Annotated in this window: 15 protein-coding genes and 4 tRNA genes; 6 read left to right on the forward strand and 13 right to left on the reverse strand. The window is 60.0% G+C overall.

Going from position 1 to position 15,473, the window contains the following annotated elements:
- The first annotated feature begins 77 nt into the window (after positions 1–77).
- Entirely contained in the window at positions 78–1,163 is a 1,086-nt protein-coding gene (locus VGB22_09950; GenBank protein ID HEX9751591.1) for a type IV pilus twitching motility protein PilT, read from the forward strand.
- Complete coding sequence (locus tag VGB22_09955; GenBank protein HEX9751592.1) at positions 1,164–3,305, forward strand: DUF4388 domain-containing protein; 2,142 nt, start codon at positions 1,164–1,166, stop codon at positions 3,303–3,305.
- A 151-nt stretch (positions 3,306–3,456) separates the two neighbouring features.
- Here VGB22_09955 and VGB22_09960 read toward each other — a convergent pair whose 3' ends face one another.
- Both VGB22_09960 and VGB22_09965 read right to left on the reverse strand, forming a co-directional pair.
- On the reverse strand, positions 3,457–3,873 hold the full coding sequence (locus tag VGB22_09960) for a hypothetical protein (GenBank protein ID HEX9751593.1): 417 nt from the start codon (positions 3,871–3,873) through the stop codon (positions 3,457–3,459).
- Positions 3,874–4,062: 189 nt separating this feature from the next.
- Positions 4,063–4,638, reverse strand: a complete 576-nt coding sequence (locus VGB22_09965; protein ID HEX9751594.1) for a hypothetical protein — start codon at positions 4,636–4,638, stop codon at positions 4,063–4,065.
- A gap of 528 nt (positions 4,639–5,166) precedes the next feature.
- On the opposite strand from VGB22_09965, the gene VGB22_09970 reads away from it, so the two are divergent.
- On the forward strand, positions 5,167–5,799 hold the full coding sequence (locus VGB22_09970) for a DUF1579 domain-containing protein (GenBank protein HEX9751595.1): 633 nt from the start codon (positions 5,167–5,169) through the stop codon (positions 5,797–5,799).
- A 43-nt stretch (positions 5,800–5,842) separates the two neighbouring features.
- Here the strand turns inward: VGB22_09970 and VGB22_09975 are convergent.
- From VGB22_09975 to smpB, 8 genes are all read right to left on the reverse strand, one after another.
- A tRNA-His gene (locus VGB22_09975) sits at positions 5,843–5,919 on the reverse strand.
- 151 nt (positions 5,920–6,070) lie between these two features.
- Positions 6,071–6,565 (reverse strand): carboxymuconolactone decarboxylase family protein, encoded by a 495-nt coding sequence (locus VGB22_09980; protein ID HEX9751596.1) that lies wholly within the window; start codon positions 6,563–6,565, stop codon positions 6,071–6,073.
- 166 nt (positions 6,566–6,731) lie between these two features.
- Positions 6,732–6,804 (reverse strand) — tRNA-Arg (locus tag VGB22_09985).
- A gap of 36 nt (positions 6,805–6,840) precedes the next feature.
- Positions 6,841–6,914, reverse strand: a tRNA-Pro gene (locus VGB22_09990).
- Between the two features lie 77 nt (positions 6,915–6,991).
- Entirely contained in the window at positions 6,992–7,609 is a 618-nt protein-coding gene (gene rdgB / locus VGB22_09995) for an RdgB/HAM1 family non-canonical purine NTP pyrophosphatase (protein ID HEX9751597.1), read from the reverse strand.
- A gap of 29 nt (positions 7,610–7,638) precedes the next feature.
- Entirely contained in the window at positions 7,639–8,484 is an 846-nt protein-coding gene (murI, locus tag VGB22_10000; protein HEX9751598.1) for a glutamate racemase, read from the reverse strand.
- Positions 8,484–9,929, reverse strand: a complete 1,446-nt coding sequence (locus VGB22_10005; GenBank protein ID HEX9751599.1) for an N-acetylmuramoyl-L-alanine amidase — start codon at positions 9,927–9,929, stop codon at positions 8,484–8,486. The genes murI and VGB22_10005 overlap by 1 nt, the downstream gene beginning before the upstream one ends.
- Before the next feature lie 69 nt (positions 9,930–9,998).
- Entirely contained in the window at positions 9,999–10,469 is a 471-nt protein-coding gene (gene smpB / locus VGB22_10010) for an SsrA-binding protein SmpB (protein HEX9751600.1), read from the reverse strand.
- Between the two features lie 140 nt (positions 10,470–10,609).
- Between smpB and VGB22_10015 the strand changes: the two genes are divergently transcribed.
- Together VGB22_10015 and VGB22_10020 are read left to right on the forward strand one after the other, a co-directional pair.
- A tRNA-Leu gene (locus tag VGB22_10015) sits at positions 10,610–10,696 on the forward strand.
- A gap of 157 nt (positions 10,697–10,853) precedes the next feature.
- Complete coding sequence (locus VGB22_10020; protein HEX9751601.1) at positions 10,854–11,669, forward strand: head GIN domain-containing protein; 816 nt, start codon at positions 10,854–10,856, stop codon at positions 11,667–11,669.
- A gap of 81 nt (positions 11,670–11,750) precedes the next feature.
- Here the strand turns inward: VGB22_10020 and VGB22_10025 are convergent, their stop codons facing one another.
- Entirely contained in the window at positions 11,751–12,161 is a 411-nt protein-coding gene (locus tag VGB22_10025) for a DUF1761 domain-containing protein (protein ID HEX9751602.1), read from the reverse strand.
- A gap of 234 nt (positions 12,162–12,395) precedes the next feature.
- Between VGB22_10025 and VGB22_10030 the strand changes: the two genes are divergently transcribed.
- Positions 12,396–13,823 carry a GWxTD domain-containing protein gene (locus tag VGB22_10030; GenBank protein ID HEX9751603.1) on the forward strand — a complete coding sequence of 476 codons (1,428 nt, stop codon included), beginning with the start codon at positions 12,396–12,398 and terminating at the stop codon, positions 13,821–13,823.
- Between the two features lie 28 nt (positions 13,824–13,851).
- Here VGB22_10030 and VGB22_10035 read toward each other — a convergent pair whose 3' ends face one another.
- Positions 13,852–14,142: a hypothetical protein gene (locus VGB22_10035; protein ID HEX9751604.1), complete on the reverse strand. Its 291-nt coding sequence runs from the start codon at positions 14,140–14,142 to the stop codon at positions 13,852–13,854.
- A gap of 162 nt (positions 14,143–14,304) precedes the next feature.
- Entirely contained in the window at positions 14,305–15,429 is a 1,125-nt protein-coding gene (locus tag VGB22_10040) for a hypothetical protein (GenBank protein HEX9751605.1), read from the reverse strand.
- Between the last annotated feature and the right edge of the window lie 44 nt (positions 15,430–15,473).

Below are 15,473 nucleotides of genomic sequence, written 5' to 3' on the forward strand. Positions count from 1 at the left end.
CCCCGACCGGGCATGCATCAGGTTCCGGTTCTTGCCGATACACTGCATAAGCCGCCTCACGCAGGGGAATGTGCGTCATGGCCAAGATCGACCAACTGTTGACAATCGTACGCTCCGCGGGAGCCACCGATCTGCACCTGTCGCCCGGTTCGGTGCCGATCATTCGCGTCGCCGGGCAACTGCAAAAGACGCGTCATCGCCATCTCACCGAAGAGGAAGTGCGGCAGCTCGCCTTCGAGTTGCTCAGCGACGAACAGATTCGCCGATTCGAAAAGGGCGGCGATATCGATTTGGCCTATGGTCTGCCCGGTGTCGCGCGCTTTCGGATCAACATTTATCGGTCGCAGTCGGGCGTCTCGGCGGCGTTTCGTCTGATCCCCGATGACATCCCCGATCTGGTCTCCCTGGGGTTCTCCGAGGCGGTCGCGCAACTGGCCGAAAGCAAGTCGGGCCTCGTGCTGGTGACCGGCCCGACCAATTCGGGCAAATCGACCACGCTGGCGGCGATGCTCGATCACATCAACACCCGCTTCGCGCGACATATCGTGACGATCGAAGACCCGATCGAGTATGTTCACAACAATAAGAATTCGCTGATATCGCAGCGCCAGGTTGGACTGCACGCCGAATCGTTTCCGTCGGCGCTGCGGGCCGCGCTGCGCGAAGACCCCGATGTTGTCTTGGTCGGCGAGATGCGTGATACCGAAACGATCTCGCTGGCCGTCACCGCCGCGGAAGTCGGACTGCTCGTGATGGGAACGCTGCACACGGTCACCGCCGCCGCGACGGTGGACCGCATCGTGGACGTCTTTCCGCCGTCGCAGCAGGCGCAGGTGCGCATTATGCTCGCGGATTCGCTGACCGGCATCGTCTCGCAGCAGCTCTTGCGGCGCGCCGAAAGCCGCGACCGGGTCGTGGCGTTCGAGCTGCTCCGCCGGACCACGTCGGTCAGTACCCTGATCCGCGAGGGAAAGTCATACCAAATCCCGACGGCCATCCAAACCGGACGCAAATACGGCATGCAACTGCTCGACAACCACCTGCGCGAACTGCTCGACGCCGGCGTCATCACGGTTGCCGAAGCGATACGCTGCGCCAGCGACCCGGGACGGTTTGTCGATCGCTCCGTCGTCGAAGAGCCGGTCGCCGAGGTGACCGCGTAAATGGCCTCGCGCCAAGCCAAACGTCGTCTCGACGAAATCCTCGTCAGCGAGGGGCTGGTCTCCGAGCAGGAGATCCGGGATGCCCTGCTGCGTCAAAAAGCGGAGGGCGGCAAATTCGGGTCGCAGCTTCTGTATCATCGCACCATCGACGAAGCGACGCTCGTCAAGGCGCTGGCGATTCAGTTCGGCTGCGAGGGCGTCGTGCTCTCCGACCGCGCCATCCTGCCGTCGGTCGTCGCCATGGTCCCCGCCAAAGTCGCGACCGCCAGACGGGTGATGCCGTTCGACTTCGACCGCAGGCAGAACGTGCTCAAGATCGCCTGCGAAAACCCCGGCGATGAGAATCTGATCAAGGAGCTGAACTTTGTCGTCGGCGGAAAGCAGATTCGCCTCTTTGTCGCCGCCGAAATCGCGCTGAGCACCGCCATCGCTCGCTATTATCTCGGACGCGACATCTCGCTGGCCGACCAGCAGCTATTGGATATTCCCGATGGCGCCACCGACACTGGCAAGATCGCCATCGGCGAGAAGGGGCAGTTGCCCGACTCGGTCGCCGATGTGCGCCCGGCGCTGCTGTTGGTCACCGATGAGATCTATACCGCGCCGTTGATCCAGTCGCTCTTCGAACGCGACGGCTACCATGTCGAAATCTGCGAATCGGCCGATGACGCGCTGGAGCTCGTCGGTAACCGGCGATTCCAGGCGCTGTTTATCCGCAGTTCGGTTTCGGGGGACTACATTCATCTCATCGATCGCGCCCGCCGCATCTCGGCGCGCACCGTGATCCGGTTTTATTCCTCGGCCTCCGACCTGATGCTGAGCAAGGGCGTGCTCTCGACGCCGGCGGAACTGCTCATTTCCAATCTCGAGTTGTTCACCTCGCTTCTGTCGTCGAAGGCACGGCTGCCCGTCAATCACGGCGCCCGCGTCGGCCAATACGCCGACCGTTTGTGCCGCAAACTGGAAATCCCCGACAAGGACCGCGTGATGATCAGCAACGCGGCGTATGTCCACGATCTGGCGCGCTACTACTACAGCAGCGATCAGGTGCAGGACAACCGCAGCGTTGTGCGGATGACCGTCAAGCTGCTCACCTCGCTGAACTATTCGGCGGTCGTGCTGGAAATGCTGCGGCGGATGTACGCCGACGTCGCGGGCAAGTACACCGCGCGCCTTCCCATCGAGGTTTTGGGCGGCAACATTCTGACCATCGTCGATGTCTTCTGCGACAGCGTTACCCCCAATGACCGCCTGTCGCTGGACCGCTTCGATGCGGTCAAAAAAAAGCTCCGCGACCAGGTTGGATCGATGTTCTTGCTGGAAGTGGTCGAGGCATTCATCGAGATGATCCAGGAGGAATTGCTCGACCAGCGGACGACGCGCAGTCTCAGGCAGGTCATGATCTTCGCCGAGGATCTCGCGCGCCAGCAATCGCTGGAGATGCGATTGCGCAACGAAGGGTATCCGACCGTATCACAGAACTCGATCAATGCCGTCGTCGAGCTGATCAGCCGCCGCGAACCCGACGTGCTGATTCTCGCGATTCCCGGTGATGTCGAGGCCATCAACATCATGGTCTCACAGTTGGAATCTTCCGGGATCGACTTCGGTCGAATCCCCACCCTGCTGCTGACCGACGCATCGTCCCTGACCGCGATGACCGGGCTGTTGGAGCGCGGACTCGAAGACATCATCGCTCTCGAAGACAACCTGGACCTGTTGGTGAGCAAACTGCGCAAGCTGGAAGGCAAAATCCTGGCCGCCCGCAAGCAGCAATCCGGCAATCTCGCCGACGCAGTCGGCGCGCGTGGACGCCTCGCCGACATGAATCTGATGGATTTGCTTCAGGTTCTCGGTCCGGGACGCAAGACGGTGCGCGTGACGGTCGAACCGAACGGTCCCGACAAGTCCAAACTGCGCATCTACCTGAATGCCGGTGTGCTCACGTTTGCCAAATCCGCCGAAACCGAGGGACCGGATGCTGTCTACGAAGGACTGACGTGGACCGACGGCACCTGGACGGTCGAGCCGGTCGATACCGACGTATTGCCGCCGCCCAATAACCAACTCTCCAACGAGTCGATCCTCATGGAGGGTTGCCGACTGCTCGATGAACGTGTCCGCTCCGGACAACTGCTGTAGGCGATCAACTCACGCGCGAGACGCCGTCTCGTTCCGGGATATGCGGTCTCACCCGCCCCCGGATGCACCAGGCAAACTTATAAAAGCGACTCTGATGAGAGTGCCCACGTGGTTACCGACCAGAGCGTTCCGGCTTCGATGGTAACGATCGCTACGAGGTGGTCGCCGGTTTGTAGATCGCCGCGATCACCACACCGGCCAGCATCAGTTCGATCAAGTACCCGATGATCCATGCCGCCGTCAGACTGCCGGGCCATGGCTGGACGGCATAGTTGATGATCATGGTAGAAGCCATGAATGCGATGCCGGCGTAGAGGCCGAAGCGGACTCCCTCGGCGACTCCTCGTCCTTCATAACCCTTGATGAAGATGTAGCAAAAGCCAAACGCCAGCATCAACTCACCGAGAACGACCCAGAAAAAGAACCGGACAAAGCTTTCCTCCGGGCGCAGCAAATGCCTTACGCCTTCGTACATGCCTTTCAGCAGCATCCCGTGAAATACGAACTCGAACAAGAAGATCATGACCCAGACCGCCAGACTCCCGATCACGTAACGTTTCACATTCATGCGACCCTCCCTGTCGACTGTGACGCGGTTTTCCGGTCAAACGGTTTCGGTGCGAGCAACGCATCGAACAAAGCTTGGCCTGCTGTGACCCGCAAGACAAAATCGGCTGCTGGACTCAGGGTAAAGACAAAGGCCCCGGCCGACGGCCGGGGCTCCAGGAATGCACGATGTCGGTTCTCCGGATTCGGCTCAGTTAATGCCGTACTTCGAGAAGTGGTGGATTTCGAATGAGATTTTGCCGTGCGCGTCAACGAACGCGGTTTGCTGATATTCCCACGATCCGGTTGCCGGATTGAGCCACCAAAGCCGTCGTAATGTGCCTTCCGCCTGACCGGTTTCTAACGTCAAAGTTGCCGGTTTCTGGAACGTCAGCCCGTCAGGGCCGAAGTCGAAGATGTAGACATCGAGGATTCTCAAATCGACGTGAGTCGCAGTCCCGGTGACCATCGTCAGTAGTCTCAGCGCGCCAGCCGGGATAGTCAAGGTCGCGCTTTCTTCGCCGAAGTCGAAGTTCAGGGTCCCGCCGAGCAGGCCGATCAGCACTTGTTCGGTCGTGGTAATCAGCCAGCCGATAACCTGTTCCGGCGACTCCGCCGCACTGTCGAGCTGGGCCTGCGCCCAAATCAAATCTTGCAGCCCGTCGTCTGCGTTGGGCGAAACCACCCGCTCTCCGCAGCCGACTAAAAACAGCCCGATGCCGAAAATCCCGATCAGCACCAGCCCTTTCAGCCAGCCGCGCTGCAACGCTGATTTACGATTTAACATTGCGGAACCCTCTCGTTCTGGTCGCCATCGGCACTTTAGCCGCCTCTTCCTGCCGCACGTGCCGTGCCCAGACAGCGCAGATCTGACACAGTGATATAACATGTTGTTGTCCAGCGGGATGCGGCGACACGGCACGGCCCGCTGTTCAAAGCCCACACACTGTCCTCCTGATTTGGGGACGACAAACTGTGGGGGGGCGCCCAACAGTGGGGGAGGCGGGCCATGCGGTTGGCCGGCTTCGGACGGGAATCGATGTGGCTGACGATGGCTGCCTTGGAGAGAACGACGACAGCCCAGGCCGGTTTGTGTATCCGCGAAAAAGTTGATTCATTTGTGACGTCGTGTCGCTGTATGATGCACGACGACGGAAGCAATGAACGGCGGAATCCAAGTCACTGTGTTTGACGTACCACGAACACGTACCACACATGCCGCAGAGTTTCGCAGAGGGAGGAAGTCGTGAAGAAGACCGCGTCAAAGTCCAGAGCGAAGACAAGACCGAAGTCGAAACCGTCGACGAAGAAACCGATGAGAAAGACGGCGAAACCGAAGGCGAAAGCCGCCAGGCGCGTGGCCAAGGCGAAGCCGAAGATGACAGCGCAAGCCGGTCCGTCGGCCAGGGCAAAGTTCGCCTACAAGCCCGTGGATCCGCAAACGATGATGGAGCAGTGGATGAAGCTTGCTGCACCGGGTCAGCCGCATGCCCGGTTCAAGAAGCTGCAGGGACGTTGGAACGCGACCGTCAGATTCTGGATGGACCCGACCGCGCCGGCACAGGAGAGTACCGGCGAGGCGGAGTTTACGTTGTTTCATGGCGGACGATTCATGCGCCAGGACTACAAAAGCACATCGCCTCAGATGCCGTTCGAGGGCCTGGGCCTGACCGGCTTCGACAACTTTCGCAAGGAGTATGTCGACATCTGGACCGATTCGATGAGCACGGCATTCACCATCAGTCGGGGGCGCGAAGAGTCATCCACCGGAGCGGTCAATTTTAAGGCGTTGGCGGACCGTCCCACCGTAGGTCAGAAGGATGTCCCGATGCGCTCCATCACCCGCTTTGATGGCGACGACACGCACGTAATCGAGATGTTCAGCCCGGGACCCAGCGGAAAAGAATTCCGCAACATGGAGATTGTCTACAAACGTGTGAAGTCATGACGAAATGGCGGCTGACGCAGCGCCGAAGGTGATTCCGGCAAGATGGGGTGGGTGAAGGGATTTGAACCCTTGGCCCCCAGGGCCACAACCTGGTGCTCTAACCAACTGAGCTACACCCACCATCGCGGCAGCGGCATAAACTACGATTGACGCGACCGCCGTGTCTACAGCAATTGGCGTTCGCACCCCACCGCATTGCAGCGGTCACCATCACCGAGAAAAAAAACGGCCCCCGAATTCGGGGGCCGTTCGTGTTGAACTGAGCCGCTGTCTATTTTCCTTGTGCGGCCGACGCTGACCGGACGTGACCACAGATCATATCCACTTCCTTGCAGAACTGGTCGTAGTCGAGTTGCATCCCGTTGATATAGGCGCTCCATCCCGCGCTCGATTTGGCGTAATGCAGGGCATCTTCGATTTCGGCATCCGTTGCGCCATTGAGCTTGGCGAACTGGGTATGAAAGTACGCGCAATAGCGGCACTTGGTGATCCCGGAGATCGCGACGCCGATCAGCTCGCGATACTTGTTGGGGATCGCGCCCGGCGCCATCTGGACCTGTTTGAGCAGGTTCCATTCGAGCTCAAGTGAGTTGTCGGGGACGGTCTTCATGAATGTCGGAACCAGACCGAGCGTCGCTTCCATGTCTTTGTAGATTTCCTCGCGGGACATCGGTTCGGCGCCCGTCTGTGCATCGGACTGGCTGAGGCCCAGCAGCGCTAAGACCCCGATCGCAACGACCGCAGCCCATAAAACGCGCCTACTCATTGCTTCCTCCTGCTGTGATAGATGTTGGTTGTGCTGCCTGACCCCACCCCGACCGGGTGTGTCAGAGTTCGCACCTAAATAACAGTCGCGAATCAGCCATGCGGTCAGTTCGACGTCAAGTTTAATGTGCGATCGATTCCGTATATCTTTGGAGTAGAATGAACCGTACCCCCGGCAGGATTCGAACCTGCGACCCACAGCTTAGAAGGCTGTTGCTCTTCCTATTGAGCTACGGGGGCAATGGCGGCTTTGCCGTTCAAGTCTGTGTGCAACAATCGGGGTGAGAGGATTTGAACCTCCGGCATCTTGCTCCCAAAGCAAGCGCGCTACCAGGCTGCGCTACACCCCGTTTGCGGCAATCAGTCCATTGATGGTACCAGACGGACGCAACAACATGACAAAATAAGGCGCCCGCCCGCCCGGCCGTCACGAACTTTTGACCGCTAGTTCTCGCAGTCGTTGCGCGGCCTTGCGAAAGGCCACGCCTCGGTGCGACAGCCCATTCTTCTCGGCGGGCGTGGCTTGGGCGAACGTCCTGCCCAGTTCGGGAACAAAAAATATCGGATCATACCCGAAGCCGCCTGGCCCGCGTGGTTCCCTCGTGATCCTGCCTTCAATTATCCCGACAAACACATCGGCGTCCCGTTGGTGTCCGATCAGCGCCGCGGCACAAACAAACCGGGCCGTGCGCTTCACATCGGCAACATCGTCCAGCAATTGCAGCACCTTGGCGTTGTTGTCGGCGAATGAACACGCCGGGCCGGCGTAACGCGCCGAGAACACACCCGGCGCGCCGTCGAGGGCATCGATTTCCAGCCCCGAATCATCGGCCAAAGTCCACAAGCCGGTCGCGTGGTGAACGGCACGGGCCTTGATCAACGCATTCTCTTCCAGCGTCGCCCCCGTCTCCTCGGGAGATGCGATCCCGCCGATTTGCAGTATGTCGGTGATGTCGATTGGCATGTGGCCCATAATCGCGCGGATTTCGGCGATCTTGTGCCCATTGGCCGTTGCCAGCACCAGTCTGGGGTTTGCAGGGTTCAACCCGGAATCCGGTAGAGTCGGAGGGCTCGTCAAACGGCAACATCGGCCTTGTGGCCGAGGGATTCCAGTTCGACAACATGAACAATGCCTAGTTCGTGACCGAGGAAACGGGCGCCGACACGTCGAAAACGATCCGGAGTGTCGGAGACATAGAAGTGTCGCAGCGGCGCAGATCGACTGTTGCTTCGAAGATCGTGCTCGTCCAGCAATGCCCCGACACTCCGTGCCACGGCATCGGCGGAATCGACCAGACCGATCGCGTCTCCGCACACGGCCGCAATGTCGTCTCTCAGCAGCGGGTAGTGAGTGCAGCCAAGGACCAGCGTATCGATCTGAACTTCGTTCACCATCGGCCGCAGGTATTCCTCGGCGACTGTCCTGGTCACACGATGCCCGGCGTAGCCTTCCTCCGCCAAGGCCACAAACAGGGGACAGGCCCGTGCCGTCACGGCGACATTTGGGTTCAGCTTACGAATCGCTGCCTGATACGCCCCTGAGTTAATCGTCGCCTCGGTGCCGATCACACCCACATGCCCATTGCGCGTCTGCGCCACCGCTTGTTTTGCTCCCGGTTCGATGACACCGATGGCCGGAATCGAGGCGATTGCCACGATGTCCTCCATGGCCGCCGCCGACGCCGAGTTACAGGCGACGACAATCAACTTGCAGCGCTGTTCTTCGAGAAAGGCGGTAATCTGCCGCGCGAATCCGGCAATGACGGCGTTGGAACGAACCCCGTAGGGATAGCGCCCCGTGTCGCCGAAATACACCAATGACTCGTCGGGCGCCGTGCGTGCGATCGACGCAAGCACTGTCAGTCCGCCGACGCCGGAATCGAAGATGCCGATGGGATTGTCGCGGAATTCCGCCGGCATCAGGGCTCCAACTCGGTGTGGGCGATATAGTCGAGAATCCCGCGACAGATCGCCTCGGCCGCATCGCGATGGTACGACTCGCGCCGCAGTTGATTCTCATCCTGACGGTTGCCCAAGAACCCCAGAAAGACGGCCACCGACGGCATCTGCAATCCCGAAAGCATCGTCAAATCCGCTTGATCGACGCCGCGTCCCGGCAGCTTCAACTCTCGTTCCAGCGCATTCTGGATCGACTGCGCCAGGTCGGCCGACGCCTGCTGATATGTCGGTGCGGTCAGTGCGGGCAGGGAAGCACTTGCCCCGTTACCGGCCAGTTGTGCCGCATCCGCCGGGTCGTAGTTTTCCCGCTCGGCGGTCGCCACGGCATCGACATTCCCCGCCCGACCCCAGAACATTGTCTGCGTTCCCGAAGTATTGGGGTCCGAAGATCGATCAACGTGAATCGAAACGAACAAATCGCCGCGATCGTCATTGGCGCCGGCCATCCGCTGCTGCATCGGTACGCTCGCGTCGTCCCAGCGGGTCATAACGACCCGGAAACGATCATCATTCTCCAAACGCTCCCGCAGGAATAGGGCCACCGACAGCGCGACATCCTTTTCCGTCCAACGGCTCCCGTGCACGGTCGCCCCGCTGTCGATGCCGCCGTGGCCGGGATCGATGACGATCACATTCAACGGGTCGCGAGAGCGACGGCCGCCGATCGGCTCCACGGGGTCGTCGAGCCCTTCGACCTCTGCGTTTCCATCCCGGATCATGATCGTCAAACGGGGTGGGTGCTCCTCCGTGTTCACAAAGCAGGTCGAATAGGACTGTCGCAGGCGAAACGACAACTGCGCGGACCCGTCGAACTGATGCGTGCGCACTTCGCGCAAGACCGGATCGCGCCCCGACAGCTTCATCGCGTCGACATCGACACGGGCATCGTAGAGCGAAATGTTGATCCAGTTGCCTTCCGAACGGCTCCACTCGACGGGCAAGGGTTCGGCGAGATCGATCTCGATCAATGTCCCGTTCTCTCGATTCTGCACGGCAAATCCGGTCACGTTGTACTGCCCGCCGCGGATATCGAGGCGGTCGCCCTCCCAGTACAGGCGGCGATGGGAGTGGTTGTTCAGCAGGGTGACGATGGCGTCGACCGAGGCGGCCGCTGAGTGGTCGATCAGGCGCACCGGACCGGCGAGCATGATGGCGTCGTCGTCGCGGCCCACAATCGCCGAGTTGCACCAGAATGACCAGATCTGGCCGTCGAGCTCGACACGCAAATGCCCGGTGGTGCCGTCCCAGCGCATCGGGGCGGCCAGAGCGGCGAAGAGTCCCTGCAGGGAGACATAATCCCGTCCATCAACGCGATACGCCTCGATCCGCACAGGGTTGCCGTCCAGTTCGATGTCGATCGAACGCCCCGTGGCATCGGAAGCCAGCAGAATGAATAGCGCGCTCACAACGAGCGTCCACCGTGCGATAAATCCCCTGGCATTTTCTGCAGTCACAATGTCCACAAGCTTGTAGTCTCAACGGCGTCGGAAGGTTTCGCGTTCAACCTGACGGTCGCTCTCGCGTCGCAGGATCGTCTGGCGTTTGTCGTAGAGCTTCTTGCCCCGTGCCAGCCCCAATTCGACCTTGGCGACCCGTCCGCTAAAGTACAGGCGCATCGGAACCAGCGTCAGCCCTTTCTGGTGAAGCTGCCCGTTGAAGTAGCGCAATTGACGTTTGGTGAGTAACAGCTTACGCCGGCGTCGGGGATCATGGTTGAAACGGTTGCCCTCGGTGTACTCGGGAATGTGTATGTTAACGAGCCAGGCCTCTTCGTTCTCGACCGTGGCGTATCCCTCTCCGAGACTGCACTTGCCGGTGCGCAGCGATTTGACCTCGGTCCCGGTCAATACCAGTCCCGCCTCGACGGTTTCGAGGATTTCATAACGGAATCGCGCCTGCCGGTTGGTCGTCACCGGATGGACGGCCTTGTCCTTATTTTGATTCATTTCACATGCTCCCACCGTATGGGCCATCATGAATTAAACCCTGTCCGCGGACTCTCACCAACCAAAACCGCCTTGCCCTGAGTCGGGCCAATCGCCATAATCGCCCCTTGCGGCCCTGATGTGTGTCACGCAGACAGGGTGCCGAAGTGGTGGAACTGGCAGACACGCTGTGTTCAGGGCGCAGTGCTCTTACGGGCGTGAGGGTTCGAATCCCTCCTTCGGCACCAAAAATTGTCCCGGCCACGGCTGTTCGTCGTAACCGCCCCACGCTCTTTGATCTGCTCGGACAACTGAACAGTTGAAACCCGACGGACGCCCTCCCGTATCCCAGAGAGTCAGGCGCGGCCGGTGACTCGCCAGGGGTCGCACAGCGAAAGGGACCGTATGGCAAAGAATTTCGGACGGATCGGCAGTCTGACCCTGATGCTCGTGGGGGTGCTTGTGATCGACGCCTTCGGCGGCATCTGGGACCGCCGCGAGACTATCAGGGGCTCCGGCATTGAGGGCAGCGAAACGCGCAATATCTCCGGCGCCACTGAAATCGAGCTGGCCACCATCGGCGAGCTGACCATCGAAATCGGCGATCGCGAGGAACTGACCATCGAGGCGGATGACAACCTCCTGGAACACTTTATCACCGATGTCACCCGTGGACGACTGCGGATCACCACCTCCGACGGCGTCAGTCTCCGTACGCGCCGCCCGGTGCGGTTCACGGTTGTCATCAAGCGGCTGGAGGCAATCGCCATCACATCCAGCGGCGACGTTCTCGTCGTCTCCGATCTGAACGCCATTGATTTTGAAATCTTTTCGATCAGCTCCGGTGACCTGGAAATGGAAGCGCTGCATTGCGAAGGCGACGTGCATGTCGAACTGGAGAGTTCCGGCGACGTCTATATTCGCCGGGTCGCAGCGGAGCGCCTCGATGCGCGGCTCAGCAGTTCCGGCGATCTGGAAATCGACGGCGGCGCGGTTCCCGCACTCCACGTTGCGATCAGCAGTTCGGGCGATTTCGTCGGAGACGGGCTCACATGCGATCAGGCGGTCGTTCGGACTTCAAGCAGCGGCGATGCGCATGTCCGGGTCACAGGACGGCTCGATGCCCGCTGCTCCAGCAGCGGTGATGTCATCTATTACGGCAACCCCGATGTCAACAGCCGCGAGTCCAGTTCCGGCGACATCTATCGGGCCGGCGGCTGACTGCGACGTAAGGATTTCAAGCCGGGAGACAACGGCTATTCCTGACTAAATGGCCGATCGGAGTTGTCTGGAATCTCCCGATCAGCGCCACAATCCGAGGATGACACCCATCACGGCGAATGTCACCAGCTTGTAGCCCGCGTTCACGAAGTACAAACTTCGGGGGCGTCCCTCCATGACATCATCAACCGCCGCCGGTGCGGCGACCAGACAGACCGCCGCCAGCACACCGATCATCAGCCCGTCTGCCAGCGAGTCGGCGGCCACCCAACTGAGGATCCTGCCCAGACCATAAGCTGCGATCAGGTATCCCAGCAGCGCCCAGACGAGGTTGACCGGGGAATAGTCCTTCTCGACTTGCTCTTTGGTCTTCCCGATACCCGCCATCCACGTCTTGCCGAACAGCAGCGGCGTATACCAGAGTGCTCCCAGAATCCATGCGGCCGCACCCGCAATGAGGATCGCCCAGTAGTTCATACCGGTTTCCAGCATGTCCCGACCTCCTGCGTGAGGATTCAACCACCCGAGTTCTCTCGAGCGTATCAGATCGCATCGTCGAATAATCGACTGCGATCCGAGACCGCGCAAGAGTTAGTAATCCCTTCAGGGTCGGTGACTTGCGCTACCAGGTGTGTTTGCGGGACGTATTAGTTGCAGACAACCTGCCGATCCCGTGTAATTATTACCGGTGTCGGGATTGCTCCTTAATCTCTGGCGATAACACCCATGAATCTACGACGCGTGAATCTGCCGATTCTGGCCGTCCTCTTCCTGTCCGGATGCGGCTCGACATTGCCCCTCCCCGGCGAGCGCCCCCCGTTGACCGATCGCCAGAGGGATGCTGCCCTCAAGGCGCTGCTGGGACAGGACGACTATGCCGAGTATGTCTTGATTGCCGACACACTCGAATCGGCCGAGTGGCTGCGCAAGTTTTGGGTCAGCCACGACCCGACACCCGCTTCAACCGAAAACGAATTCAGGGACGAGCACGAACGGCGCGTCTACCACGCGATCTATCTGTTCGGCAGCCATTCCGGCGGGCCGCCGTGGGATGAACGGGGAGAGGTATACATCCGCTATGGCCAGCCCGACGAGCGCCTGATCCGCCGCGGGGTCGATGACGATCCAACTTCGGCTTTCCGGCGCGAACAGGACGACAGATTCGACGACCCATTAGACAACGTCAACACGGCTACGGAAGTCTGGACCTATTACCGCTGGAACCAGACATTTCAATTCGAGGACAAACGTGGCTGGGACAGCTTCGAGATGGTCCCGGTGACCGACCCGTTTTCGGAGCGTCAGGACCTCGCCGAGTTCTATCAGAATCGTCTGCGTGCGGTCGATCTGCAGCCGGCGATCTACTACCACGAGTACGGCCGCAACCTGATCGATTACTCCCTCGACGTGGTGCGCTTCCGTGGCGAGGACGGCAATTGGCGGGTCGATATCAATCTTGGCTACCCGCTCTCCGAGCTCGAGCGTGCCGAAGACTCCGTATCCATCACCATCCAACGCACCGTCATCGTCCGAGACGACGAGCAACGCGATGTCTACGCAGAGGGAGGGCGCATCCAACGGATTGTCGGCAACCAGTCCGACAATCGCCTGATGGTCGAGCAGAAGGTGCTCGACCTGGCGCCGGGAGCATACGCGCTCATTGTGCGTGTCGACGATTTGATCTCCGGGAAGTCGGGAACGTACATCAAAAACTTCAGACTGCCCGAGTTCATCGTCCCGGAAGTGCAGGAAATCTCGGACATCGAGCTGGCGTCGTATGTCTGGTCCATCTTCGAGCCGGGCGCCTCGTTCGTCAAAAGTGACCGCGTGGTGGTGCCGTTGCCGTCACGTGTCTATCTGCCGGGGCAACCGCTGTCATTCTATTTTGAGGTTTACAATCTTCTCTTAAACGACGACGGCCAATCCCACTTCTCGATCTCCTACGAGATTTCGGGAATCGAACGCCGCGAGAAGAAATCCTACGATGCGGCCCACAGCGGGCCGCGCACGGGGAATTCACGCCACGTCAGCCATGTCGATTCATTTGACATCGACGATCTGGCTGCGGGAGAATACGTCCTGACCGTCCGTGTCAACGATCTCCTCGGAAAGCACGAAAAGACGACAGCGGTACAATTCAAGAAATCGGGCTGAAGAGACAGGGTTCGGGCCATCCGCGCGTTCAGTTGTCCAGGGCGCCCTCATCGATCCATGTGCGGATAATCTGAATCAACGTATCCGCCAGCGGTGCGCGGCCGAACGGCATGCGCGGCGTGACCGTTCCTTCGAGAATCAGGATGATGTAGCTATCGTCGGCGCTGCCGGGAATCACGACCGGACCGCTCACCGAGGCGCCCGACATCAGCGACTCGTAGCTGGCCAGACTCAGCCCATTTGCCGCACTGCCGATATGACACCCTGCACCGGAACAATTGGATTGGAAGATCGGTAAGACTTGGGCGCTGAAAGACACGAACTCCCTCTGCGGACGGGTGCCGGTTCCCAGGTCGGTACAAGCGGATATCGTCGCGAGGGTTACAAGAGCCAATACCCGACAGCCGGCACGTCGCCTCAGTTGAGGTCTGGAGTACGGAACGGTCACAACGCTCAGTGCGCGGCGCAGCCAGGGTGACGGTTAGTAGTATCCGTGCAGAATGATCTCGACGCGGCTGTTGGTCCTACGCCCCGGTACGGTTTCACCTTCCTCGTAACGTACCAGCGGTTCAAGCTTCAGATAGTGGCGCAGGTAAACACGTGTGCCGAGCGTGATTTGAGTCTGTGTACCGGTTGCAAAGTCAAGATCGGGGTCTAAGTAATCCCATGCCACATACACGTCGACGCCATCGCGTACAAGCAAATCCAGCTCCTGCGTGAACAGCCACGACCGGAACACGGCGTTCTCATCGCGGACATCTTCCATGCGACGCTTGTAGAAATCTCCCACATATGTCAAGGGGCCCCACCGCCCCTGGGCAAGGATGCCCCATAGCTTTTCGCGGAATGTGCTGCCGCGATTGACCCGCGCGCTTGCGCCCAATGCGGCTTGCGCCGACTGTCCCAGTGCCATCCGATAAAGCCCACGGCCGACGAACTCCTTTTGCGAATTGTCGTCGAGACTGCCGAACCCGCCGCTGGAGCCGTTGAACACCCCGGCCGAGAAGACCAACGGTCCCGGCCGGACCCCCACCTCGATCCCCGCTTGCGCCGCCCCGGGAAAATCCAATCCCAGCTTCTCGCGCGTGTAGTGGTTGTGGTCATCCCAACGCCAGCCGATGTCGGGGGCAAAGTGTCCGACCTTCAGATAGCCATGTTCCGGAAGGAAACGACCCAGCATGAAGACTTCATATCCGCCCTGAATCCCGCGATCCAGATACAGCACAAACTCCCGGCTCGGCTCAAACGCAAGGTAGACATCGCCCTGCATCTGAAAAAAAGTATTCTTGAGCGCACCGCGAGACTGCGTCGCGACATCGTCGGTCGCCAGATACAAAAAGCGGATGTCGGTGCCGATTCGAATCTGCTCGTTGAGCTTGGGCTCCGGCCATCGTGTCCGCTCGTGCGCTGCCAGCGGTTTCAGCGTCAGTTCGGTCGGACCGACATACTTGTTCACGTAGTCGTTCCGCAGTCCGCCGCCTGTCGGATTGACGTGGCAGAGATGACAATCCTGACCGTAAGAGGCGGACAAACGCGGGGTGGCGTGGGCCGATATACCGATACTGAGGAATGCCGAGAGAACCGTGGGCGTCAACAACCGGCGCATGGATGGATTAACCGCTCCGACGGCCGGTTTCGCAATGACAGAAA

The sequence above is a fragment of the Candidatus Zixiibacteriota bacterium genome, assembly GCA_036397555.1.
Taxonomy (GTDB): Bacteria; Zixibacteria; MSB-5A5; order WJJR01; family WJJR01; genus DATKYL01.